Origin of the sequence: Bacillus sp. UMB0728, assembly GCF_002858875.1 — a bacterium.
Lineage (GTDB): Bacteria > Bacillota > Bacilli > Bacillales > Cytobacillaceae > Bacillus_AB > Bacillus_AB infantis.
In genome coordinates, this window is the sequence record NZ_PKLA01000004.1 from 98,433 (window position 1) to 122,715 (window position 24,283).

The following is a 24,283-nucleotide window of genomic DNA, read 5'->3' on the forward strand; positions in this document are numbered from 1 at the left end:
AAAAGGCATATATCAAGAAAAGCTTATAGACTTATGTGCCGCTGCGGAATGCAAAAAGCCCGGGAGTACAAGCTCCCGGGCCATGCTGATTTATGCGGAACAGCTGCAGCTTCCGCCTGATCCGCAGCCGCCTCCGCAGCTGGAGTCAAAGAACGGGTTGCCAGTCGGCACCTTAACACTTTCCGAGACAGACTTTCCAATGATGAGACTGACTTCGTCAAGCAGGCTTTGCAGATCTGTTTCAGCCTTTTTGAACTCAGCCAGATGAATATCCATGTCCATCTCCCTTTTCACTTCCCTGATGCTCATCATCACTGTTTTATAATCAGGATGATACCTTCCGAAGCGCTGCACTTCTTCGTACTGCTCCTTCATTTTTACAAAGGCTTGAATTTTCCTTTGAGTCTCCCTGCTGTTTTTCACTTTATATAAACAAGCGCGGTACTGCTCCGCCGCTTCTGATGTAAGAATCATGGCCGATAATTGGTCAGCTCTCTCAAGCAATTCGACTCTTTCGGTTGTTGCAAGCATGAAAAGCCCACCTCCGATTCATATTCTATCATGAATATGTTAAATTGCGAAGTATGTGCTTAAGGTATTTTTACAGTAAATTCCTTTTCTGCCCCCACAGTACTTCCTTTTGAAACTACTTTCACCTTTATGTGATGGAGTCCGCTTGCGAGCCCTTTGACCGAAAAGGAAGCAGCATGGACTTCCCGCACTTTCTTTCCGTCAGCATACAGCAGGATTTTCCCTTGCTGTTTCCCTGCACCATCCCGGAAAGAAACTCCTGTAACGATACAGTCTATGTATAGGTCACTGCCATGGATTGTATATTTAACAAATAGCGGGCTCTCCTTTTCCTCCAGCCCTGCTGCTGAAATGTTTTTAGCCCCAATATCCGCTGTTTCAAACAGCTTTGCCTCCGGCTCCGGCAAATCTTTGCCGCATCCGGCAGCCAGCACTGCTCCGATTCCAATGAACAAGGCGATTACTTTTTTCATTTCTTGTTCCTCCTTTGCCACCAGGCTATTACTAGTCTTTCTTGGAAGGCAGCTGTTTATGAGCAGAAATTTTCAAAGAGAGAGCGAATCTTTTTTTAAAACACGATGAAAAAAGCTCTTCTCCCGGGAGAAGAGCTTACTATGAAGATTGTGAGTTCATTGCCTGAAACATGCTCATCATCATGGAAGCCATCTGGACGCCATTGGTGAACTTCTCAACATGATGCGGGATCGTTCTTTTATAATAATGCAGTGCGGCAACCTCCAGCGCTTGTATTTCCTGGGGATTCCTGGACAAAGTGCGATACCATTGGGGCTGTTCTCTAATAAATTGCTTCAGTTCTTTTTTCTGCTCTAAATAGTCAAGGATATCTCTTCTCATCTCACACCTGCCTTAAATCAATCTTTCCGGAATGAAAAAGGATTTGGCGGTTTTGCCTGGACCGGGCTTTGTGAGCCTGGGGTCTGGCCTCCTGTCTGGAATTGGGAGATTACGCCCTGGACCGCAGACAGGGCCTGGCTGAGATTATTAATATATCCTTGCACCTGGCCGGGATCCATTTTTTTGACGGTGCCCATCACCGTGGACATCCAGTCGCTTTTTTTCTCCTCTTCCTTCACTTCTGCCCCAGGATCCGATTCGCCCCATCTGGCATCCTCCTCACCGAGAAGGTACCAATCTTCGTATAGATCCTGCCACGTCGACTTTCCATCTCTTACTTCTTTTATGATATGCGGCCTGGATTTTACGAAGTCCTTGAATTGCGCAACGGAAGGATGAAGTTTCTTTACTGTCATAATCCAATCACCTCATCTGATGCATTCGCCTACTTTACCATATGAAAAAGCTTCATGAAATGTGAAAGCTGTCTTTCACAGATGCAAAAAATGCCAATTAAATGATAAGATATGAAGCAGAAAGCATGTGAAAGGTGATATTTATGGATGAGCAGCTAAGGGATTTATTCGAAGCCTGCCTTGAACAGGCCACTGATGACGACAGGAAGGTTTTGCACACACTTCTTGCCGGAGTGAAGAAGAAGCAGGATAACATAAACAGCTCCTATATAGGCGGCATCCTGCATATGGACCGGACCATCACAGCACAGGAATGCAAAATTACAATGCCCGTCTCCCCCCTCCTGCATAATACACTCGGCATCGTGCATGGAGGGATCACGGCCACTGCTGTCGATTCAGCAATGGGCACCCTTGCCAACTCCCTTCTGCCTGAGGGCTATGGGGCAGTCACCACACAGCTGAATATCCACTATCTGGCTGTCGGTAAAGGCGAAAACATTATATGTACAGCCGCCCTCAGCCACAAAGGCACGAAGACCATGGTTCTTTCTGCTGATGTATACAGGGCTGACGGACGGAAGATCGCACAGGCTACTGGCAGCTTTTTTGTTATAGAAAAAAAATAAGGAGGGCGCTATGGTCACCGCCATTGTCATCCCTATTATATGCTTATACTTCTTCTGGGTCACGAGGAAGGAAAGGCGGAATTCCGAAGCAGAATGGAGAAGTATTGGCATGGTCCCTGAAGAAGCTGTGATTGAAGGGAAAGTCACTGCGCTTCACCTTGAAAAGCAGCGCTATTATCATCATCTGTATGTTTGGGTGCTTGAAATGCGCCTCCAGGCTTCAGCAAAGACAATCATAGCCAGAAAGCTGCAGGCAGCAGATCAAGAATTCAGGTATCCCGGTTTTAAAGAGGGCGAATTTATTATCCTTTTCGGGAAATGGCAGAAAGATATTTTCATTGTAAACCGTTCAATGCCCAAAAAAGGACTGAATCAGACAGCATCCCTTGAAACAGACTAAAAAAAAGAGGCTCCCGGCAGTCCGGAGGCCTCTTTGACTATCTTCACTCTTGCCATTTCTGTATGAAATTCTGAGTATAATGCCTGTCGTACACGCCGACGCCCAGGTGGGTGAAATCCGGGTTTAGCAGGCTCTCCCTGTGGCCTTTGCTATTCAGCCAGCCTTCAACTACTGCGGGAGCATCCACATAGTGAGCAGCGATATTCTCGCCAGCCATCTGATAAAAAACCTCCCCAGCCTCAAGCCTGTCCGACAGCTCGCCGTATTTTTCCGAGGTATGGGAAAACTGTTTGCTTTCAAACATATCCCTGCTATGCTCATAAGCTACTTTTGCAGTAGCTTCGTCCCATTCAAGCACATTCAATTCATGCCTTGCCCTGATAAAGTTGCTGATGTCGAATATCTGTTTTTCATTGCCTTCTTCAATCAGCCTCTTTTCTGCCTGCTCTGAAGGCTCGGCTTCTATCAGGTCACCCCTGTATACCAGTTCATAAGGCCGGAGCTTTACAAGCGTCGGGGCATCCATATACCTGATGCTGGACAGCTCGCCTGTGAAACGGTCGATATAAAGCTGTGCATAAATATTTCCGGCCTTGATGAGCGGCCTGGTATTCAGATCGTCTTCAGAGAGTTCAAACCGGTATGAGCTGCCTTTGTATTGAAAATTAATATTAGTGTCAATAAACACAGAAGAATAAATTTCGCTGACCGGCTGACCTATATGGAAAGGACTCACGTCAGCATCGGGCCCTGTGGCAAACAGCGTGACAATCCTTCCATCCAATACGCCCGCCTGAACATACTGGCTGGTGCCTTTCTTATAAATCCACCATTCATAGCCATATTCTGATGGGTCTTTACGTTCCGGGTCACCAAGCAAGACCTGCAGATCAGAGGCATTTTTGCCAATAAGCGATGACAGGCCCTCCCCCGGAAGCTTTAAGGAAGATTCGTCAATCATATTTTGCTCGCTGAGAGAATCGTCTTTCTGGGGTTTCGTTTCCTCATCACTGATCAGGAGTTCGTCTTTAGGGTCTGATGATATATTAAAATAAAAACTAATCACCAAAAAAATGGATACAATAATTAAAATACGGATTAATTTTAGCAGACTCCAGCCCCCTCCCTGCCGTCTTTTCTATCTTTTCTATCATTATATGCCGCAGTATATAGATTATTATATCATTTTCAACTTTCTTTTTAATAGAATAGAATGACAAAATTGCAGGTTTGTCATTGAAAACACAAAAAGACTGCTTAAGCAGTCCTAAAGTAAATTATTATTAGGTTAAGCTCGGGCAGCAATTAAATTTTGAAACCCTGATGATTGTAGAGGAAGACACGTAGACTCCTGCGGGACAGCAGCGGAAATGTTGAGACCCCGCAGCGCGTAAGCGTGAGGAGGCTCAACTCCGCCCCGCGGAAAGCGAAGTGTCTGGAGCGGAAATCATCAGCCCTATTAACAAAATTAAACTAATCTTGAAAATCAATCGCAATAGATTAGATTTCTGACCTGCTACAAGGTTTTAATCCAAATAAAAAATTTACTAAGCAGTTTATTGAGTTGCTTCATTTTCGTGTTCAGAGATGTCTGTGAGGGCCATTCCGGCCTGGGCGTTGGTGCGGCTGCTGACGGCAAGGTCGCCGAGGGATATGATGCCGGCCAGTTTGCCGTTTTCTACGACAGGAAGCCTCCTGATCTGATGCTCAGCCATGATCCTTGATGCTTCGCTGATATTGGCATCAGGCGAGACTGTAACAAGATCACTGCTCATGATATCCTCCACTTTTGTAGATCCCGGATGCTTCTCTGCCACCCCTCTTACCACGATGTCCCGATCTGTAATCATCCCTACAAGCCTGTCAGCATCCACAATCGGGATGGCGCCGACATCCTGCTCCTTCATTTTCAAAGCTACCTCATACATATTGTCCAGAAGAGTGCAGCAATCTACATCTCTTGTCATTATATCGCCAATTTTCTTCATTATAAGCCCTCCTTATTTGATTCCTGCCTGCCGCCTCATTCAGAGGGGCAGACAGATTCGCTAAAAGATAGGTTTTCCAGTCAAGGGATAATTATGTACTGCAGCGGCAAAATAAGGACAGCCATAAAGACCAGCATAATTGTGACTGTTTTAAGTTTTCTTCATCTATTCGTTGCAACTTTGACATTTTTCTACTATTATTAAATTTGAGATAAAAGGGTCCCGATTTCATTGCTTATAGTCCCGGGATGCCTTTTTTGAAAGGCTTGGCCGCTGGTTGCCTTTACTTACAGAATCGCTGTCCAAAAGGACGGCATTGTTTTTCAGGAGGGACAAAGATGAAGTTCGAAAATACTGGTTTGGAAGAACTGAAAGCAGACCTTACACGTCTTGATGAAGTGATGCTTGAACATGGATTGGTCCGTGAAGGCCAATGGGATTATGAAAGAGTTACATACGACCGCAAGTTTGAATTAAAAGAAGGCGTTTTCTATCTGCGTGTCTTCGGTTACGCAGCGGAAGGGGATATCGGCTCCCATAAAGCCGTTATCCAGCTGATGACTCCTTTATTAGGAAAGCATTATTATCCCCATGGAATTGAGTATGGAGAAGGAGAAAGCTTCCCTAAGACACTGGTCAGCCAATGCGAAAAAACCCTTGCAGACATCCAGAGCAAAGTTAAAGGGTTTGCACTGTAAGCTGCAGGAACCGCATTACAATGGGAAGCACTGTAAAAGACGCATGAAACCATGCGTCTTTTTTTCCAGATAAAAAAGCGGACAAAATCAGTTGTAGGCCAGCAGTTCTGCGTAATATAATATAATAATATATCTCAGTTTAAAGAATCAATATCTGAAGCTAAACCCTCAGTGATTTGGAAAGGAGTTTCACCTTGTCCGGTTTTTTTACAAAACGTTTTTTCATCTGGCTTATTGGGCTAATCTTAATAGGCATGCTTTTCTATTTCATCCTCCCTGTTTCCGTCCCGCTGATTGTTGCTTTTATAACAGCACTCATGCTTGAACCGCTCGTAAAGCTTCTGCAGGGAAAACTTAACATCAAACGAAGAATTTCCGTCATGATCGTTTTCATTGCTTTTGTTCTGTTTATTGGACTGTCCGGATATTTTATTACGACAAAAGTGATCACCGAAGCCATTAAGCTGGTTGAAAATGCTCCGGAATATGTGAATGAAATAAACAATGCTTGGCTTGATGCAGAGGAAAAGTTCACCCGTGCTGCAGAAGATCTTCCAAAAGATGTGGTGGATGAGATCAGCAACCAGGTACAGACTTTCCTGAATAAAACGAAAACTGAACTGGTTGCATATGTAAGCATTGATAATGTGAAGGCGCTGCTGACCAATATCCCGAATTATCTTGTCAGCTTCCTTGTTTATTTAATTGCATTATTCCTGTTCCTGATCGACCTTCCGAGGCTCCGGCGTGGTGCCTACAACCACTTGACAGAAAAGACAGCCGATAAGGTCTCTTTCATGACATCCCGTCTCTCTTATGTTGTACTGGGCTTTTTCAAGGCACAGTTCCTCGTAAGCCTGATCATCTTTTTTGTGAGTCTTGTCGGGCTTCTTATCATAGCGCCGGATATCGCACTGGTCATGGCGCTCGTCCTGTGGATCATTGATTTCATTCCGATCATAGGCTCAATTGTTATACTCGGGCCGTGGGCGCTGTTTCATCTTTTGACAGGGGATGTGGTTCTGGGCACGAAGCTTGCCGTCCTGGCAGCTGTCCTGCTCATCATCAGAAGAACCGTAGAGCCAAAAGTAATGGGAACCCACATCGGGCTCTCCCCACTTTCCACCTTGATAGCCATGTATCTCGGGCTTAAGCTCCTTGGCATTCTTGGCTTTATCATCGGGCCGCTTATTTTGATTGCTTTCAATTCTGCAAAAGAAGCAGGGCTGATTAAGATGGATTTCAAAGTTTAAACAGTTTCAAAAAACAAGCAGGGCTCTTATATAAAAGATCCCTGCTTGTTTTTTTACTGAAGTTAAAGAGATTCGGCAGCTTACCCAAACTCATGCTGCTCAAAATTATTGTTAGAAAAAATCATAGAAAAACGCTTTTTGATGGGGAACCATTTTTTCAAATATGTCAGCATCTTCTGCAGATCCCTTTATCTCTCCAAGTTCATACAGCTCAATCGGCCGCTTGTATCCAGTGATAACAGCCGTCAGTGCATTGATGCTCAATTGCAGCCCTCTCTTTGGGGGATGGGCGCAGCTGCCCCCCTCTTTTGGCGGAAAGTATTGAACACCATTGGCTGACAGCTGATAGGTCCCTGTGTTCCAGGGAGCTAATTCGTCTGCAACATGCAGGAACAATGATTGTTCCGGAATTCCGTTAAATCGATAGGTGCCCAATGCCATTGAAAGATCTACAATCCGTGCCATAAAATAAGGGGTGACCTCCATATGCTGCTTTGGCTGCTTGAGATAGTACGGGAAAGGATCGTGGACCGATGTAAGCACCTTTACTTTATCAACCATAGAATCATGCTGGCAGATAAAGTTCCACAAACCAATCCGAGCTTCAGCAGTTAAAGCAGCTAATTCCTGAATGTCGAGGATGCTCTTTTCAACCTTGTAAAGAATATAACCTTCCGGCCTTCCTTCATCCGTTTGCCATACCGCAATTTGATAGTCGGAATAAACACTCTTGAGCCACCAGTCCCTGTCCCTGACAAGCATGCCGGAAAACTTGCTGGTGAAGCGGTCGTATATCTCTTCTGCTGTTGCATCATGGGTATCTTTGTTAAATCTGGTGATCCTTCCGGACAGCTGGCCGATCATATGTAAATCTATTTTATTGATTTCAACTCTTTTTTGGTCAGAAACCAGTTCCCATCCGTATTTCCTGTAAAAATGAATATTGAAGGGATGGAGAAAGGATATTATCTGCCCATTTTCCTTCATAGCCGACAGAGCCTGGCGCATTAGTCCTGATACATAGCCCCTTCTTCTGTACTCAGGAAAGGTGGCCACTCCTGCTATTCCGCCCATTTTCCATTCTTTGTCCTGAATTTTAACTTTTAAGTCCAGTAAGTGAAGCTTGGCAGCCAGTTTTCCATCTTCATAGGCTCCATATATCTTATGTTTCCTCATTGTTTCTTTCCTTTTAGGGAAATCACTTTCTGGTACATGATATTGAAAAGCATAACTGGAAAGCCTGATGGCTTCATCAAATGAATCCTCTTGCAATAATTTTATTTCCACTATGATTGCCTCCATTCTACTTTTATCTATTCTATAGAGTGGCTTGTATTTCCTTCATTCAGAATCATAAGACAGTAAAAGGGAGGCACCGTCAAGCGGAGCCTCCCTTTTGTATAGCAGCGGACTGCAGAGCTTAATCAGAATCCTAAAATTGCTTTAATGACTGATGTGGTTTCCCCGCCATGATAGAACACATATAACAGCAGATAAACAGCTACTCCTGTTATCGCCGTAAAAAACCAGATGATGCTTGTTATCGGACCAATTTTTCGGTGCTTTTCCAATTTATTCGTATAGCCGGTCAGCAGTGTGACAATGCCGAATACTGCTCCTGTAGTAGCCAATGTAATATGGAAAATCAAAAATAAGGTATAATAAATTTTTATATCATCCGGCCCTCCAAAGGCAGTATTGCCGATAAAAACCGTCCTGCTCGCATAAATAATGAAGAAAATGATAGCAAATACTGCCGCCAGCAGCATTGTCTTTTTATGCGCTTCTATTTTCCGCTGGCGGATCTGATACCAGCCGATCGCTACTGTAACAGCGCTCAATACAATGAACGTGGTGCTGATTGTAGGCAAAACAGGCAATGAATAGTTCATAATAACTTCCTCTCTGGACTCATGTTTACAAAATCAATTCTATTAAAACAGCGGCGATTTTTCAATAAACAATCCGCTTCTTTCAGCAATGTTCCCTAATTGTTCATAAATCCAGATACCATTTAATAGAAAAAATCTCCCGGCCTGGGAGATTTTTTCCTACTCGGCAATCTGCGGATCAAGCGATCTGGAAGCCTTAAGTTCTGCTTCAGTTTCCTGCTGTTCCTTCTTGTACCATTGGAAGAAGACCTGAGCGAGGACAACCCCGTATACAACTTCCTGGAATACCTTCATAAGAACGCCGCCAAGCTGCTGGTCATTGAGGGCAGACATGCTGTTGAACATTTCAGGACCGCTCAAATTGAGCGAAGCCAGCGTGGCTGAAGGAACACAGAGATGCATGGCATCAGCCCAGGCACGCGGATCCGAGAAGGTCGCGTAAATAGGTGTGTCTGCAAAAATGATCAGCGCACAAGCAGGTGTAAGAAGAATGCCGTCAGCAAAAATATACCCGACCTTCTTCAGCCCATTCAAGGATTCGTATTCTTCAAGTTTATTCACAAGAGGCCACCACATCAGCCCGGCAAGGATGAACAGAAGTATAGAATAGCCGCCATGAAGCCACATATTCGTCTTGACTGCGTCAAAGATCAATGGAATATGGTAAATGGAGAAAATTCCATTGAACAAAATCAGGGCTATCAGGGGCTTTGTTAAGAACCTGAAAACTTTTTGAATACTTGCCGGTGCCAGTATCTTTCGCCATAGCCATTCCGGGATCCCTGTAATCAAAAGGGGCGGTACAATCAGATATAGTATCGACATCTGAATCATATGCGCGTAAAAGGTGATATGGCTCATCAGGTCTACCGGTGAGCCTTTTACTGCATACACAAGAATGATAGCAGCCGTAAACAGAACTGCCTGTTTGGCTGAAAGAGTGGTGCTCCCGCTGAATCGCTGCCGGTATTTTACTGTCAGCAGAAAATAGGCTGCAAGGATTGCCAGCATGACTATAAAGAAATAAGGACTCCAAAGCGCTCTAAAACCGAATATGTCTAGTGTAAGCATCGCTTGCCACCTCTTAAAGTAATATTGTCGCTTGCACTGTCAAATGCATGTACAAAGCCATTATACCGCTGCTGGAGATGAAACTCAATAATACACAGCTTACTGCAGGCAAGCCCTGCACAAAGTTCATCAAATCTCCTTATTCATACAAAAAAAAGAAAATCGGCTAAAAGCCGATTTCTTTTTTACCACCAGATAATTGTCATGAAAGCCAATACTGTAATTGCACCCACGAGCAAGCCGGAATACAGGAACAGTGCAGGAGCCTCATGGCCCTTATGGCTCATATGCATGAAATAATAAAGCTGGAAGATAACTTGCACAACTGCAAGGATCAGGATGAACGGCACGATGAACCATGCCGAAAATTCCTCATAGCCAACAGCTACAAATGCTACAAGCGTAAGGAAAATCATCAGGGCAAAAGTGATGACCTGCATTCTCATTTCCTCTGCACTTTTCTTGCGACGGTATTCAATGTCTACTCTTGGGTTACCTGAGTTCGGTTGTTGATTCGCCATCAGTTTATCCCACCATTCCCATTAAGTATACTACTGTAAAGATAAATACCCAAACAACGTCAATAAAATGCCAGTATAAGCTTGCGACATAAAATTTTGGAGCGTTGTAAAGGCTCAATCCCCGTCTTGAGTTGCGGATCAGCAGTGTTGTGATCCACAGGAGACCGAATGCAACGTGTCCTCCATGGAAGCCTACCAACGTATAAAAGGCTGAACCGAAAGCACTGCTTGTGAATGTATGGTGGTATTCATGCACATAGTGATTGAATTCGTAAATCTCCAGTCCAAGGAACGCAGCGCCGAGGGCAACGGTGATCCACATCCAGAGCTGCATCTTCTTGAAGTTGAAATTTTTCATATGGTACATGGCGTAAACGCTTGTCAGTGAGCTCGTCAATAGAAGCATGGTAGCTGCAAAGACGAGCGGCAATTCAAACAGGTCCTTAGCCAGGGCATGTTCTGTTCCCGGAACCTTATCTTTTAAAGCAAGATAGGTTGCGAAGAGAGATGCGAAAAGCACCGTCTCCCCGCCAAGGAAGAACCAGAAGCCCAGAAATTTATTCTTTGCTTCGAGGGTTTGTTTCTCAGGCGATGCAGGCCATGTTTCTACAGTCATTTTTTCTTCTGTATGCATTATGCCTTTACCCCCTTGTCATCATCTTCTTTAAGTAAATCTTCTTTATGAATATGGAAGCCGTGGTCATCCTTGACAGATCTCAGGAACATGGAGCCCAGTGTAATGGCCATGCCGAGAATCAGGACAGGAATGCCCCAGTTGTTGCCGTCGTCGCCGTGGTACATTGCACCAAAGGCAGCTACGAACAGTCCAAACGAAATCATGAATGGAATGAAAGATGAATTAGGCATATGGATATCGCCGATCGGCTCTGCAGGCGTCAACGCGTTCTTGCCTTCCATCTTTTCAAGCCAGTATGCATCTAAACCGCGGACAAGCGGCGTCTGCTTAAAGTTGTAGAATGGCGGCGGTGAAGGGATAGCCCACTCCAGTGTGCGCCCGTCTCCCCAAGGGTCATTCCCGACTTTAACATTTTTAACACTTGTCACAATGATATTGATAAGCAAAATCAGCACGGCAACTGCCATGAAGAATGCACCAATTGTACTGATCATATTTCCTGTTTCAAGCCCCTGTCCAGGCAGGAATGTGAATACGCGGCGAGGCATACCCATCAAGCCCAGGAAGTGCTGGATAAAGAATGTCAGATGGAAACCGATCAGGAACAGCCAGAAAGTGATCTTTCCAAGCTTTTCGCTCAGCATGGTTCCAAACATTTTTGGCCAGTAGAAATGAAGGCCTGCCAATAATCCAAGAACAACACCGCCAACGATTACATAGTGGAAGTGAGCTACAACAAAGTAGCTGTCATGGAACTGGTAATCGGCTGGAGCAGCTGCGTTCATAACCCCTGTTACCCCGCCGGCAACAAAGGAAGGAATGAAGGCTACTGCATAAAGCATCGGTGTTGTAAATCTGATGCTTCCCCCCCACATTGTAAAGAGCCAGTTGAAAATCTTGATTCCTGTAGGAACAGCGATCGCCATTGTCGCTACAGCAAAGATAGCGTTGGCAATTGGCCCGAGCCCTGTTGTAAACATATGGTGAGCCCATACCATGAAGCCAAGGAAACCGATCAATACCGTTGCGAATACCATGGAAGAATATCCGAACAGCCTTTTTCTTGAGAAAGTAGCAAAGATCTCAGAGAAAATACCGAAAGCAGGCAGAATCAGGATATATACTTCAGGGTGTCCGAAAATCCAGAATAAATGCTCCCAGATAACTGTGTTTCCGCCGTTGGCAACATCAAAGAAATTAGAGCCGAACATGCGGTCAAAGATCAATAGAAAGATACCGACAGTAAGAGCCGGGAACGCAAACAGAATAAGTGCAGATACTACAAATGTAGACCATGTGAACAATGGCATACGCATATATGTCATGCCAGGGGCACGCATATTGACAATCGTTACAAGGAAGTTAATCCCCCCGATAAGGGTACCAGCACCGGAAATCTGCAGTCCGAGTGCATAGAAATCGATCCCGTGGCCTTCAGATGCCATCGATAAGGAAGCGTAAGACGTCCAACCAGCATCTGGAGCCCCTCCTAAAAACCATGACAGATTAAGGAAGATTCCTCCAAAGAAGAACAGCCAGAACCCAAGTGAGTTAAGGAACGGGAACGCTACATCCCGCGCACCGATCTGAAGAGGAACGACTGCGTTCATAAAAGCAAAGATCAATGGCATAGCTGCCAGGAATATCATGGTTGTACCGTGCATTGTCAATATCTCATTGTACAAGCCGGCACTTAAGAAATCATTGTTTGGAACTGCCAGCTGAATACGGATGAACATGGCTTCAAGTCCACCCACTATAAAGAAGAAACCGCCGGCAATTAGATAAAGGATCGCGATTTTCTTATGGTCCACTGTTGTTAGATAGTCCCATAAAGTGGCGCCGAATCCTTTCTTCTGAGCGTAGGTACTCACAAGTTTTACCTCCCTTTCGAACTCGTTACTCCTGAACTTTAAGGCCCATCAGATATTCTGTCAGAGCGTCAAGCTCCTCATCTGAAAGCTGGCCATATGTACCAGTCATTTTATTCCCCGGCTTATAAGCTTCAGGATCCTTCAGCCAGTTCTTCAATTCTTTTTCATTGTGATCCAGGATACCGGCAACACGGTCGCGCTCGCCAAAGTTTGCAAGGTTTGGAGCCTGCCTTGCCTGCTCCGGCCTTCCATCCACAGGAGTCACAGCGTGACAGCCGATACAGCTGTTGTTAAAGATCTCCTGACCCTGCTGTGCAACTTCTGACTGAGGCTGAGGCTCTTCTGCATTCTGCATATCCGCAACCCACTGATCAAACTCTTCGCCAGAGATTGCTTTCACCTTGAAGTCCATCAGAGCATGTGAAGGTCCGCAAAGCTCCGCACATTTTCCGTAAAAAAGATCCCCTGCAACATCAGAGCTCTCTTTATCGAACTTCAGATAGAACTTATTGACATTATCAGTGTTCGTATCCATCTTGCCCCCGACTGCAGGGACCCAGAATGAATGCTTAACATCAGATGCCTTCAGATTAAAGTAAACCTTTTCACCAGTTGGAACGACAAGTTCCTGCCCAGTGATGATCTCCTGGTTTGGATACTCAAATTCCCACCAGTAAAGATTTGCACGGACATTGACAACCAATGCATCCGTTTTCCCTTCTTCGTTCTTTTTCTCCATTGGAGAAACATCCGCAAGCTTGAAAGTCTGTGCTACTGTAGGAACGGTCAGAACAAGAAGCAGAAGAATAGGAATAACTGTCCAGATGATTTCTAATTTGTGACTTCCTTCAACCTGTTTTGGAATTCTTTCGTCTTTGCGGCGAAACTTAAAAATAACAACCAGGAAAAGCACCGTGACAACGACAATTACTCCCACCATAATCGCCGTGCTCAGCAGCATTAAGTCATATTGCGTTTTCGCAACTTCCCCGGAAGGCTGAAGCGTGGACAAAAACGGTTCGCCGCACCCGGAAAGAATGAGCGTCAAAATTGCAAACAGTGATGCAAGACGCCATTTTGCAAGCCTTTTCATGCTTAATCAAACCCCTCTTTCGTAAAAAATTTCTTTTGTTGTTTGATCAAAAAAAATATGGATAAATTCCCTCCCCCGCTTATGCGCGGAAGGGAATCTCCTAACGTAGGTTAAATAAGTGTAACGATCACCATTGCCACAAACATAATCGTCAGATATTGAAGCGAGTAAATGAACATTGCCTTTGCCCACTTAATATCATCCTTGAATTTGTTGGCATAGATCCCAAGGACTATCCAGCCGACATTCAATGCCGAAGCAAGGATCAGGAATGGAAGACCGAGAGATGTAAGCATCAGCGGCAGGGGCAGAAGCACAGCCAGCCATGCAAAAATATGTTTTTTCGTAGTGCGGAACCCTTTTACAACCGGAAGCATCGGTATGCCTGCTGCCCTGTATTCCTCTGCACGCCTCATGGCAAGTGCGTAGAAATGAGGAGGCTGCCAGGCAAACATAACAAGGAACAGCGCCCAAGCTATCATGTCCAGGTTTCCGTCAACTGCAGCCCAGCCGATCAGCGGCGGCACTGCTCCGGAAATGCTTCCTACGATTGTATTGGAAACATACTTGCGCTTAGTCCATATTGTATAGAGGACTACATAACTAAAGACGCCTATCAATCCAATTACAGCAGCTGCGGGTGATGCAAGGAGCAGCAGCAAGGTTCCCAATGCGATGGTGGATATGCTCAGCAGTGCCACCCTGCCCGGGCTGACCTTTCCTGTAACTGTAGGCCTGTCTTTTGTCCTTTCCATCAAATGGTCGATATCGCGGTCATAGTAATTGTTGTATGCACAGGAACCCGCAATGATCAGTGAAGATCCGACCAGTGTATAAAAAACAATATCAAGATTGTTGAAAAAATGCTGATCTGTAAAATGAAGGGCCAGCCACAAACCAGTGAAGGTAGTGATCATGTTTGAATTGATTATACCTACCTTGATGAGCGCCAGGAAATCCTTCCATGCAGTTGTCTCCGGTATATTGGCTTGAAGGCTTCGTTCACTGTTTTCTAAAGCAGCTTCACTGAAAGCCCTTGTGTTTGACATAACTTCTCCTCCTTTAACCCTTATCACAAATAAAGCTTTTCTACACTACAACTACTATAAGTAATACGATGCTATATTTGCAACAGAAAACGAGGGAATGCTAATCGAAATAGCAGTTATTACTATTCAAATGTCATAAAAATTGTCAAAAGTTTGTGTAGAAAAATAACTATGCCTCTGTATATTAAATCATACTTTGGCGTTTTTTTGTGAATTTTTTTCGAATTAATTATGACTAATTTGTGTCGAGGAGATGACAAACATTGTAACTGGTTACTTTTTTAGCATAATATATAATTGAAGCATTACGGAGATCTTACCTATTAGTACAACTGACTTGAATGAATAATAGATTATAGCCGGAATATGCTGCCGGGGAGTTGTAAAATCCTCCATAATTGTGTAGTATCGAACAGTCAGCGTTTTCGTGATACGATGCGCCGGCTGCCTCACCTGAACTATTATACCCTATTATTATACAGATTAAGTCTATTATGGCAATTTATGAAATTAATTTAAAAGAAGGTGACATGATTGCAGCGTTTGCTTAAATGGTTTGCAGTGCTGACAACGATCGGAATGCTGATGGTGCTCCTTGGAGGGGCTCTTGTGACAAAAACTGAATCCGGGATGGGATGCGGAAGATCCTGGCCGCTCTGCCACGGAGAGCTCATCCCGAGCAATATAACGCCGGAGCTGATCATCGAACTGGCCCACCGGGTTGTATCCGGCGGGGTCGGCATACTGGTCCTGGTGCTCTCGGTCTGGTCCTGGAAAGCGCTGGGCCATGTAAGAGAAACAAAATTCCTTGCTCTTGTCTCTTTCTTCTTTCTCGTCCTGCAGGGTCTGATCGGAGCAGCTGCGGTTAAATGGGGGCAGTCAGATTTTGTACTGGCCCTTCATTTCGGGATTTCCCTGATATCTTTTGCTTCAGTCCTGCTCCTCACACTTTTGATTTTTGAGGTGGATAAAAAGTTCCAGGCGGAAAAGCTTGTTCTGGATAAACGGATGCAAAAGCATATCATCGGCATTACGATTTATTCTTATGCGGTCGTGTACAGCGGTGCCCTCGTCAGGCATACCAATGCCAGCCTTGTTTGCCGCGATTGGCCATTCTGCCTGAATGACAGCATTATGCTGCCGGGCAATATGTATGAATGGATACAGATGGGCCACAGGGCTGCTGCCGGAATTATTTTTCTTTGGGTAGGTTATATCACCATATTGGCCGTCAGGCATTACCGCCACCAGAAGGTCGTGTTCTGGGGATGGATTATATCCTTTATCCTTGTGTCCCTTCAGGTTGCTTTTGGAGCGATGGTTGTTATATCCCGCCTCAACTTGTTCATTGCACTTGGACATGCCTTCTTCATCTCATGCCTGTTCGGTGTTTTCAGCTATTTTATCCTCCTTACTGCAAGGAGCAGGAAAAACGCCGCAGCACTTGCAAGCGTGCCGCCTGAAGCTGAAAAAGAAAACAATGCGGCACACCGGTCTGTTCCTGTTCAATAAGGACCGATGAAACAGCTTTAAAAAAATGCTTCATTGCTGTATTCATAAAAAAGAGGATGGGCAGCTCACCGGCTGCCCATCCTCTTTTGCTATATTTTTTCTTTCGGCCCTGATTTCCTCTATTTCGAAAGCTCGATCAAAAGGTCTCCAGTCTGGATGGCTTCCCCATTTGCAACATGGATTTCACCGACCGTACCGGAATAAGGGGCCTGGACGGTCGTTTCCATCTTCATCGCTTCCGTGATCATCAGATGATCGCCCTTTTCGACCTTTTCCCCTTTTTCAACAATAACCTTAATAACTGTACCTGGCATGGATGCTGCTATATGCTTCTCATTTTTAGGATCAGCCTTCATCTTTGCAGATGCAGCAATTTTAATGCTTTCATCCTTGATGGAAACCTCGCGGGGCTGCCCGTTCAATTCAAAGTAAACGATCCTGGTGCCGTCCGCTTGCGGCTGTCCGATGGAAACAAGCTTTACAATCAGCGTTTTTCCAGTTTCAATTTCCACTTCTATTTCTTCTCCCAGCCTCAGGCCGTACAGGTAGGTCGGCGTATCCAGAACGGAAACATCGCCAAACTGCTCGACAGTGCTGCAGTATTCCATGAATACTTTCGGATAGAGTGCATAGGCAATCGCTTCAAAGCTTGTCACCGGCCTTCCGAGCTCGTGGAAAAGCTTCTCCTTAAGCTTATCGAAATCCACGTCCTCCAGAAGCTCTCCCGGCCTTACAGTGATTGGTTCTTTACCCTTTAATATAACTTCCTGAAGCTCTTTCGGGAAGCCGCCATAAGGCTGGCCGAGAGACCCTTCAAACAGTTCAACTACAGAATCAGGGAAGTCGAGCGAGTGTCCGCGTGTGATGACATCTTCTTCTGTCAATTCATTTTGGACCATATACAGAGCCATATCGCCGACAACCTTTGATGAAGGAGTGACTTTTATGATATCGCCGAACATGTGGTTGACCCGGGAATACATTTCCTTGACCAGGTCCCATTTTTCCCCAAGGCCTACCGCTTTTGCCTGCTGCTGCAGGTTGCTGTACTGCCCTCCAGGCATCTCATGCTTATAGATCTCCGTATGTGGAGACTTCATTCCGGACTCAAAATCCTGGTAGTATTTCCGGACATCTTCCCAATAGTGGGACAGCTGCTCCAGTGCTTCAACATTCACTTCAGGCTGGCGTTCCTCTCCTGAAAGGGCATAATACAGGGAGCTTGCGCTTGGCTGTGAAGTCAGGCCGGCCATCGTGCTTAGTGCAACATCCACAATGTCCACACCGGCCTCGATAGCCTTGCTGTAGGTCATGACGCCGTTCCCGCTCGTATCATGCATGTGAAGATGGATTGGAATATCAACTGTTTCTTTCAGCTCTGAAATCAGTTCATACGCTGATTTCGGCTTGAGCAGCCCCGCCATATCTTTAATTGCCAGAATATGCGCTCCCTGGTTTTCAAGCTCCTTTGCCATTGATTTGTAATATTCCAGATTATACTTGGTCCTCGCGCTGTCCGAAATGTCGCCGGTGTAGCAGATGGCTGCTTCTGCTATTTTGCCGGTATCACGCACAGCCTCTATCGCCACTTCCATCCCTTTGACCCAGTTCAGGCTGTCAAATATACGGAAAACATCGATGCCTGCATAAGCAGACTTTTGAACAAACTCCCTGATCACATTATCAGGATAGTTTTTATAGCCTACAGCATTGGAAGCCCTCAAAAGCATCTGAAAAAGGACATTCGGCATTTTTTCCCTTAGCTTGAGAAGCCTTTCCCAAGGATCCTCTTTTAAGAAACGGTATGCAACATCAAAGGTTGCCCCTCCCCACATTTCATAAGAGAACATTTCCGGCAGAAGCTTTGCTGTCGGTTCTGCAATATGCGCGATGTCAGTCGTACGTACGCGCGTGGCCAGCAGGGACTGATGGGCATCACGGAAGGTGGTGTCAGTCAATAGGACCTTATCCTGCTCCTTGATCCATTTCACCAGACCTTCCGGACCCTGGCTGTCCAGGATCTGCTTTGTCCCGTCCTGGTATTCCTGGTTATAGCGGAGCTTCGGAATCCTCGGCTTCTCGAAAACCGGCCGCTTCTTTTTCTCTACCCCCGGGAAGCCGTTGACTGTTACATTGCCGATATAGGCAAGCATCTTTGTGCCGCGGTCTTTTCGTTTAGGGAATAAAAACAGCTCAGGCGATTTGTCGATGAAAGATGTATCATATTCCCCTGTAATGAACTTCTCGTGCTTGACGACATTTTCAAGGAAAGGAATATTTGTCTTGATTCCGCGGATCCTGAATTCCTGCAGGTTCCTCACCATTTTTGAAGCAGCCTGCTCAAAGGTTAGTGCCCATGTGGACAGTTTGACGAGCAGCGAATCATAATATGGGGTTATAACAGCCCCCTGGAAGCCATTGCCTGCATCGAGCCTCACCCCGAAACCGCCACCGGATCGGTAGGTCATGAGCTTCCCCGTATCAGGCATAAAATTGTTCAGAGGATCCTCAGTGGTAACCCGGGACTGGATCGCATAGCCATTGATCTTTATATCCTCCTGTGCAGGGATCCCCACTTCCCGGCTATGGAGATCAAATCCTTCTGCGACAAGGATCTGCGTCTGGACAATATCCACCCCTGTCACCATTTCAGTGATCGTATGCTCAACCTGTACGCGGGGATTTACCTCAATGAAGAAAAACTCATCCCCGGAGGTAAGGAATTCCACTGTTCCGGCATTCACATAGTCGACATTTTTCATCAGCCTTACAGCAGCATCGCAGATTCTCCCGCGGAATTCTTCAGAGAGAGAGACGCACGGTGCAACCTCGACCACTTTTTGATGGCGCCGCTGCACTGAGCAGTCCCTTTCAAACAGGTGGACGATGTTCCCGCTTTTGTCACCGATGATCTGAACTTCGATATGCTTAGGGTTTTCGATGAATTTTTCAACATAAACCTCATCATTCCCGAAAGCAGCCTTCGCTTCTGATTTCGCCCTTTCGTATGCCTCTTTCACATCATCAAGGCTTCTGACAATCCTCATCCCTCTGCCTCCGCCGCCAAGTGAGGCTTTGATGATGATCGGGAAACCATGGTCCTTCCCGAATAAAATCACTTCTTCCAGGCTTTTAACCGGCCCGTCGCTCCCCGGAATGACAGGGATTTCCGCACGCATCGCCTGATCTTTTGCCTTTACTTTGTCCCCGAACATATCCAGGTGCCGGGAAGTTGGTCCAATAAAAATGATGCCTTCCTCTTCACATCTTTTAGCGAATTCAATATTTTCTGACAAAAAACCATAGCCGGGATGAATGGCGTCAACATTTCTTGCCTTCGCAATCCCGATGATCCCCTCTATATCCAGATAGGCATCAATCGGCTTTTTGCCTTCTCCGACGAGGTACGCCTCATCTGCTTTATACCGGTGGTAGGAGCCTGAATCTTCCTTAGAATAAACAGCCACGGTCCGGATATTCAGCTCAGTGCATGCCCGAAAAACCCGGATTGCGATTTCTCCTCTATTGGCAACCAGTACCTTATTAATTTGTCTGCTCACAAATTCCACCCCATCCATAGTCTTTTAGATGCCTTTCCGGAACTTGCAGAAAGGCTTGGCTAATTTGTATTGCTATATGTAAAGACTTCGGCCGCTTTGCAGCAGAGATTCTGCAGCAAAGCGGCCAAAGCCTGCAGCCCTGATTTAAATGCCTGCAGCTTTAAAGCGTTCCTGTATTAAGAGTGAATGTGTAAAAAAACGCAAGGAAAAAACACGTCCCCTGCGCTTATTTTTTATAAAAATAGGCTCCCCCGGAAACTTTCTGGTTTTGTTCTGCCTGTTTTTCGCTGGCTCTATTTTTATATTTAGATTCATAGTTTACAAACATTGATACGTTTACAAGAATCCCCATCGCAATTGAAAGCTGCAGAAGTGAAGATCCGCCGTAGCTCACAAATGGAAGCGGGACCCCTGTCAGAGGTATCACGCCTGAAATCCCTCCGAGGTTGATGAATGACTGGATGCCGATCATCCCAGCAATGCCGATGGCAAGCAGGCTTCCAAAAGGATCCTTGCATTTCATCCCTATGTACAGGCCCCTCAGAACGATATACCCAAGTGAGAGCAGAACGAAACAAACACCGAATGCCCCCAGCTCCTCTGCTATGACAGCCATGATGAAATCTGTGTGCGGTTCTGGCAGATAGCCAAGCTTCTGCACGCTCTGCCCGAGGCCGAGCCCTTTTACACCGCCTGCTCCGAGAGCCAGGAAAGAGTTGACAAGATGATACCCGTCATTCTGGGCATCTGCAAAGGGATCCTGAAGAACCTGGATCCTGGCCATTTGCACATCAGAGAAGAGCTTGTCATTCATAATCAGGATAAACGGGAGGGCAATGATAAAGGCAATCAGACACAGCTTTAAGATGTTTTTATAGCTCATGCCGGAACTCAGGATGATTGTGGCTGATATCAGGAAAATGATTGCCGCTGTCCCGAAATCCGGCTGTACAGCCACAAGCATGCAGACAAGGATCAAGTATACCAGGGGTGGGACAACCCCTTTATTAAACTGGTCGATATAGCTCTGTTTCTTTGCATAAACGGCTGATAGATAAATAATAACAAAAATCTTTACAAATTCTGAAGGCTGGAGGCTCAATGGCCCGAGTTTAAACCAGCTTTGCGCATTCCCTGCCACATGGCCGAATATAAACAAAGCGCCAAGGCCGATCAGTGAACCGAAAACCATCGGAACAAGGATCTTATTGCTGATCAGCGCCTTATAGGGAAAGAGTGCTGTGAAAATAAATACTAAGGCGGCCCCGAGCAGATAGATCTTCTGTCTTTGATAGAAATGGTCGCTTTCGAAGCCATACCTTTGCACGGCTGTTACCATACTTGCACTGTAAATCATAATGAGACCGAATAATGCCAGCATAACGACGACAGCAATCAATGTGTAATCGTATGATTTTAATATTTTTTTGAACATCCAACCTCTTCCTCATCTTCTGCGTTGTATTACCTATTCTACTATAGAAAGGAGATTCCTGCATTGAAGTAAAGAAATGTTAATTTTAATGTAACATATTAATTCATCAAACATCAGAATTATGTCATACTATTTAAAATTATGCTGCACTTCTTTTTCTTTACCATAGCATGTACAAAAAAACTCAAACCCTTGTGTTAAAAGAAAGTTTGAGTTTTTTACATTTATTTTCTTAATGAAGCTTCATGCAGGATGGAGAGTTCTTTTTCAAGCTCTCCCAGGATGGCTTTGCCTGTCTTTTCCTCGATGAGCCCGAGCCGGACGGCAAAATCTATTTCACGGGATAAACCGAACATCTGCGTATCAAGCACTTCCTCATACAAAGGGCACTGGGGCATTGTCAGATTATCCATCTGCACTTTAATAAGCTTTAATATTTTATCAGCGTCCGCCTTAAGCAAGGCATTGGCTTTTTCTTGATGATCGACTATCAGTTCTGACGCCAACATGGATCCCCCCGTTTCCGAGCGATTATCTATCTATAAATTTTATACTTAAGAAGGCAAAAATGCAAGACATATAAGGGGAAAGCTGCACATGCGGGGATAAATACCAGCACCCCGCCAGGAGGGGCTTCCAGTGTGAGGGTCCCATAGTATCTTTCACAGACAAAAATAGGTATAATTTAAGAAGGTACATACAGGAGGTAGCTAGTTATGGACAATATCATAATGATAAAAGGGAAAGTGAAATTTGAGATCACACTTGATCCCGGTGTATGGATTTTTGATGACCGAAGGGTAGACCTGAACGAATTCTTTCACGCTGATATCATCAAAAAGGATGAGCTCGAAGAGTATACAAAATCAGTTTCAAAGCACTGGGACAGAGAAATCATGGAGGGTGCTGTCCATCCTCCGACATTAAAGACCGAAAAAAAATTCGAGAAAGAAAAAGTGCTTAACGGGACTTTCGGCATTCCCTTAAAGCCTTTCCTTAAAAATGCCGAACCTGCTGAAGATGCCTCTTCCTTTGTCATCTCTGCCGGTGACGGCGAGGTGGAAATGCCGCTGGAAACCGCTGAAGATCTGATCCTCGGCTACTCTCTGAACGGCAAGCCGCTGAAAGAGGACGGCCCTGTGCACGTCTATTACGGAGACGGAAGCAATAAGGATAATCCGATCAGGCATATAAAGCAGTTCATCGTTCGCTGATTATTATGCAAGAGGGGGGAGCCGGGATGCTCCGCCCTCTTTAATTATGGGCATAAGATTAATATTCTACAGGGCGTAATCAGCTTTTGTATTACAGGAGTAAGTTCCATAAAGGCCGCTGTTCCCTCTCTTACTGATACAGCGGCTCAAGTTCCCCTTTTTCGTGCGCCATACGGATGACATGAAATTGAAACTGCTATATCCGGCTCCAGCCCGCCATATATACCTCTTATAAAAGATCAGCTGCCAGCTGTGCCAGACCTGACCTTTCCCCTTTAATAAGCTTAGTATGGCCTGAAATCTTTTGGTCCTTAAATCTTTCCACTACATAGGTAAGTCCATTGTTGAAGGCATCAAGATACGGATGATCGATCTGTTCCGGATCTCCCATCAGGACAATCTTGCTTCCTTCTCCCACCCGGGTAAGGATGGTCTTTACTTCGTGCTTGGTAAGGTTTTGGGCTTCATCAATGATGATATACTGATCCGGCACGCTTCTTCCCCTTATATATGTGAGCGCCTCGACCTCGATCGACCCCATCCCTGCAAGGATGGCATCAAGCTCGCCCGGTTTCTTGGCATTAAAAAGATATTCCAGATTATCGTAAATCGGCTGCATCCATGGCCTTAATTTTTCTTCTTTCTCCCCCGGGAGATAGCCGATATCCTTGCCTACAGGAACGATCGGCCTGGCCACCAGCAGCTTTTTGTATTCTCCGAAATCCTCAGTCTGCATCAGGCCGGCTGCCAGTGCGAGCAGTGTCTTCCCTGTCCCCGCTTTCCCAACCAGCGTCACAAGCGGCACATCTTTACGGAGAAGGAGCTCTGCGGCCATTGTCTGCTGTACATTGCGAGGGCGGATCCCCCAGATATGGTCCCCGTCAAACACAAGCTTTCTGGCTTTCTTTCCCGCCTGGTCTACTATGCCTATCGCAGAAGAAGAAGAGCCCAGTGCATCTTTCATAATGATGAATTGGTTGGGATAAAAAGGGTGATTGGCTATATCAGCAAGCGGCACCTCCCCTTTTTCATAAAATCTCCCCAAAAGATCGACGCTTACATACACCTCAAGAAATCCCGTATAAATATGGTCATTTTCAACCACCCTGTCACTCAGAAAATCTTCTGTCTGAAGCCCGATTGCATCCGCCTTCACCCTCACTAATGCATCTTTGCTGACAAGTATGACCGGGCGGCCGTTTTCCTTAGTCTCTTCTTCCAGTGAAAGATTCTTTGCGACTGCAAGGATCCGGTTATCATTTGTTTTTTCAATGAATATCTCCTGCAATTCATGAAAAGACCGGTGATTCAGCTCAATTCTGAGTCCCCCGCCATTTTCAAGCTGAATCCTTTCATGCAGCTTGCCGGTTTCCCTCAGATTATCAATCAGCCTCGAAACCTGCCTTGCATTTCTCCCAACCTCGTCCATATATCGTTTCTTAGAGTCAACCTCTTCCAGGACAACTGCCGGAATGACTACTTCATTGTCTTCAAAAGAAAAGATAGAATGCGGGTCCTGCAGCAGGACATTGGTATCCAATACATATATTTTCGTCAATATGATGCCTCCTGCTCCTTGTAGGTCAAAATGAATGTTTCTTCTAAGGCTTATATTTCGCTGTCCGGAGCCTGCATTTTGCCTGGCTTGAAGAAGC

General features: G+C 45.4%; 24 protein-coding genes. 6 read left to right on the forward strand and 18 right to left on the reverse strand.

Annotation, left to right across the window (positions count from 1 at the left end; all coding sequences use genetic code 11):
• Positions 1-90: 90 nt before the first annotated feature.
• The 4 genes from CYJ37_RS16330 to CYJ37_RS16345 all read right to left on the reverse strand — a co-directional run bounded on the left by CYJ37_RS16330 (position 91) and on the right by CYJ37_RS16345 (position 1,802).
• Positions 91-531 (reverse strand): YlbF family regulator, encoded by a 441-nt coding sequence (locus CYJ37_RS16330; protein ID WP_009791146.1) that lies wholly within the window; start codon positions 529-531, stop codon positions 91-93.
• Positions 532-590: 59 nt separating this feature from the next.
• Positions 591-1,004, reverse strand: coding sequence for a hypothetical protein (locus CYJ37_RS16335; RefSeq protein WP_101550683.1), 414 nt, complete (start codon positions 1,002-1,004; stop codon positions 591-593).
• A gap of 139 nt (positions 1,005-1,143) precedes the next feature.
• Complete coding sequence (locus CYJ37_RS16340; protein ID WP_009791144.1) at positions 1,144-1,386, reverse strand: YlbE-like family protein; 243 nt, start codon at positions 1,384-1,386, stop codon at positions 1,144-1,146.
• Positions 1,387-1,403: 17 nt separating this feature from the next.
• On the reverse strand, positions 1,404-1,802 hold the full coding sequence (locus tag CYJ37_RS16345; RefSeq protein ID WP_009791143.1) for a YlbD family protein: 399 nt from the start codon (positions 1,800-1,802) through the stop codon (positions 1,404-1,406).
• A gap of 143 nt (positions 1,803-1,945) precedes the next feature.
• Between CYJ37_RS16345 and CYJ37_RS16350 the strand changes: the two genes are divergently transcribed.
• Both CYJ37_RS16350 and CYJ37_RS16355 read left to right on the forward strand, forming a co-directional pair.
• Complete coding sequence (locus tag CYJ37_RS16350) at positions 1,946-2,431, forward strand: PaaI family thioesterase (RefSeq protein WP_009791142.1); 486 nt, start codon at positions 1,946-1,948, stop codon at positions 2,429-2,431.
• Positions 2,432-2,441: 10 nt separating this feature from the next.
• A complete protein-coding gene (locus CYJ37_RS16355; protein ID WP_009791141.1) occupies positions 2,442-2,831 on the forward strand; it encodes a hypothetical protein in 390 nt (129 codons plus the stop codon).
• Between the two features lie 43 nt (positions 2,832-2,874).
• On the opposite strand, the gene CYJ37_RS16360 is transcribed toward CYJ37_RS16355, so the two are convergent.
• Positions 2,875-3,900, reverse strand: a complete 1,026-nt coding sequence (locus CYJ37_RS16360) for a CAP domain-containing protein (RefSeq protein WP_101550685.1) — start codon at positions 3,898-3,900, stop codon at positions 2,875-2,877.
• A 487-nt stretch (positions 3,901-4,387) separates the two neighbouring features.
• Positions 4,388-4,819: a CBS domain-containing protein gene (locus CYJ37_RS16365; protein WP_009791138.1), complete on the reverse strand. Its 432-nt coding sequence runs from the start codon at positions 4,817-4,819 to the stop codon at positions 4,388-4,390.
• Between the two features lie 338 nt (positions 4,820-5,157).
• On the opposite strand from CYJ37_RS16365, the gene CYJ37_RS16370 reads away from it, so the two are divergent.
• Both CYJ37_RS16370 and ytvI read left to right on the forward strand, forming a co-directional pair.
• On the forward strand, positions 5,158-5,517 hold the full coding sequence (locus CYJ37_RS16370; protein WP_009791136.1) for a YugN family protein: 360 nt from the start codon (positions 5,158-5,160) through the stop codon (positions 5,515-5,517).
• Between the two features lie 194 nt (positions 5,518-5,711).
• On the forward strand, positions 5,712-6,770 hold the full coding sequence (gene ytvI / locus CYJ37_RS16375; protein ID WP_101550687.1) for a sporulation integral membrane protein YtvI: 1,059 nt from the start codon (positions 5,712-5,714) through the stop codon (positions 6,768-6,770).
• Between the two features lie 111 nt (positions 6,771-6,881).
• Here ytvI and CYJ37_RS16380 read toward each other — a convergent pair whose 3' ends face one another.
• The 8 genes from CYJ37_RS16380 to cyoE all read right to left on the reverse strand — a co-directional run bounded on the left by CYJ37_RS16380 (position 6,882) and on the right by cyoE (position 14,907).
• The gene (locus CYJ37_RS16380; protein ID WP_101550688.1) at positions 6,882-8,057 is read right to left on the reverse strand and encodes a GNAT family N-acetyltransferase; all 1,176 of its coding nucleotides are present in this window, start codon (positions 8,055-8,057) and stop codon (positions 6,882-6,884) included.
• A gap of 137 nt (positions 8,058-8,194) precedes the next feature.
• Positions 8,195-8,662 (reverse strand): DUF420 domain-containing protein, encoded by a 468-nt coding sequence (locus tag CYJ37_RS16385; RefSeq protein ID WP_009791133.1) that lies wholly within the window; start codon positions 8,660-8,662, stop codon positions 8,195-8,197.
• A 159-nt stretch (positions 8,663-8,821) separates the two neighbouring features.
• On the reverse strand, positions 8,822-9,733 hold the full coding sequence (ctaG, locus tag CYJ37_RS16390; RefSeq protein WP_101550690.1) for a cytochrome c oxidase assembly factor CtaG: 912 nt from the start codon (positions 9,731-9,733) through the stop codon (positions 8,822-8,824).
• Between the two features lie 185 nt (positions 9,734-9,918).
• Positions 9,919-10,254: a cytochrome c oxidase subunit IVB gene (gene ctaF, locus CYJ37_RS16395; RefSeq protein ID WP_035401058.1), complete on the reverse strand. Its 336-nt coding sequence runs from the start codon at positions 10,252-10,254 to the stop codon at positions 9,919-9,921.
• 4 nt (positions 10,255-10,258) lie between these two features.
• Positions 10,259-10,888, reverse strand: a complete 630-nt coding sequence (locus tag CYJ37_RS16400) for a cytochrome (ubi)quinol oxidase subunit III (protein WP_009791129.1) — start codon at positions 10,886-10,888, stop codon at positions 10,259-10,261.
• On the reverse strand, positions 10,888-12,765 hold the full coding sequence (gene ctaD, locus CYJ37_RS16405; RefSeq protein WP_022543683.1) for a cytochrome c oxidase subunit I: 1,878 nt from the start codon (positions 12,763-12,765) through the stop codon (positions 10,888-10,890). The genes CYJ37_RS16400 and ctaD overlap by 1 nt, the downstream gene beginning before the upstream one ends.
• Before the next feature lie 25 nt (positions 12,766-12,790).
• Complete coding sequence (coxB, locus tag CYJ37_RS16410) at positions 12,791-13,858, reverse strand: cytochrome c oxidase subunit II (protein WP_009791127.1); 1,068 nt, start codon at positions 13,856-13,858, stop codon at positions 12,791-12,793.
• A 110-nt stretch (positions 13,859-13,968) separates the two neighbouring features.
• Positions 13,969-14,907 (reverse strand): heme o synthase, encoded by a 939-nt coding sequence (gene cyoE, locus CYJ37_RS16415; RefSeq protein WP_101550692.1) that lies wholly within the window; start codon positions 14,905-14,907, stop codon positions 13,969-13,971.
• Positions 14,908-15,441: 534 nt separating this feature from the next.
• Here cyoE and CYJ37_RS16420 point away from each other — a divergent pair.
• The gene (locus CYJ37_RS16420; RefSeq protein WP_101550695.1) at positions 15,442-16,419 is read left to right on the forward strand and encodes a COX15/CtaA family protein; all 978 of its coding nucleotides are present in this window, start codon (positions 15,442-15,444) and stop codon (positions 16,417-16,419) included.
• 119 nt (positions 16,420-16,538) lie between these two features.
• Here CYJ37_RS16420 and pyc read toward each other — a convergent pair whose 3' ends face one another.
• The 3 genes from pyc to CYJ37_RS16435 form a co-directional block, all read right to left on the reverse strand.
• Positions 16,539-19,979, reverse strand: a complete 3,441-nt coding sequence (gene pyc / locus CYJ37_RS16425; RefSeq protein ID WP_165352506.1) for a pyruvate carboxylase — start codon at positions 19,977-19,979, stop codon at positions 16,539-16,541.
• A gap of 226 nt (positions 19,980-20,205) precedes the next feature.
• Complete coding sequence (locus CYJ37_RS16430; RefSeq protein WP_009791122.1) at positions 20,206-21,414, reverse strand: FtsW/RodA/SpoVE family cell cycle protein; 1,209 nt, start codon at positions 21,412-21,414, stop codon at positions 20,206-20,208.
• Positions 21,415-21,638: 224 nt separating this feature from the next.
• Complete coding sequence (locus CYJ37_RS16435) at positions 21,639-21,920, reverse strand: YlaN family protein (protein WP_094768883.1); 282 nt, start codon at positions 21,918-21,920, stop codon at positions 21,639-21,641.
• Between the two features lie 210 nt (positions 21,921-22,130).
• Here CYJ37_RS16435 and CYJ37_RS16440 point away from each other — a divergent pair, with 210 nt between their 5' ends.
• Entirely contained in the window at positions 22,131-22,628 is a 498-nt protein-coding gene (locus CYJ37_RS16440) for a hypothetical protein (RefSeq protein ID WP_101550697.1), read from the forward strand.
• A gap of 229 nt (positions 22,629-22,857) precedes the next feature.
• Here CYJ37_RS16440 and CYJ37_RS16445 read toward each other — a convergent pair whose 3' ends face one another.
• Positions 22,858-24,186, reverse strand: coding sequence for a PhoH family protein (locus tag CYJ37_RS16445; protein ID WP_009791119.1), 1,329 nt, complete (start codon positions 24,184-24,186; stop codon positions 22,858-22,860).
• Positions 24,187-24,283: the final 97 nt, after the last annotated feature.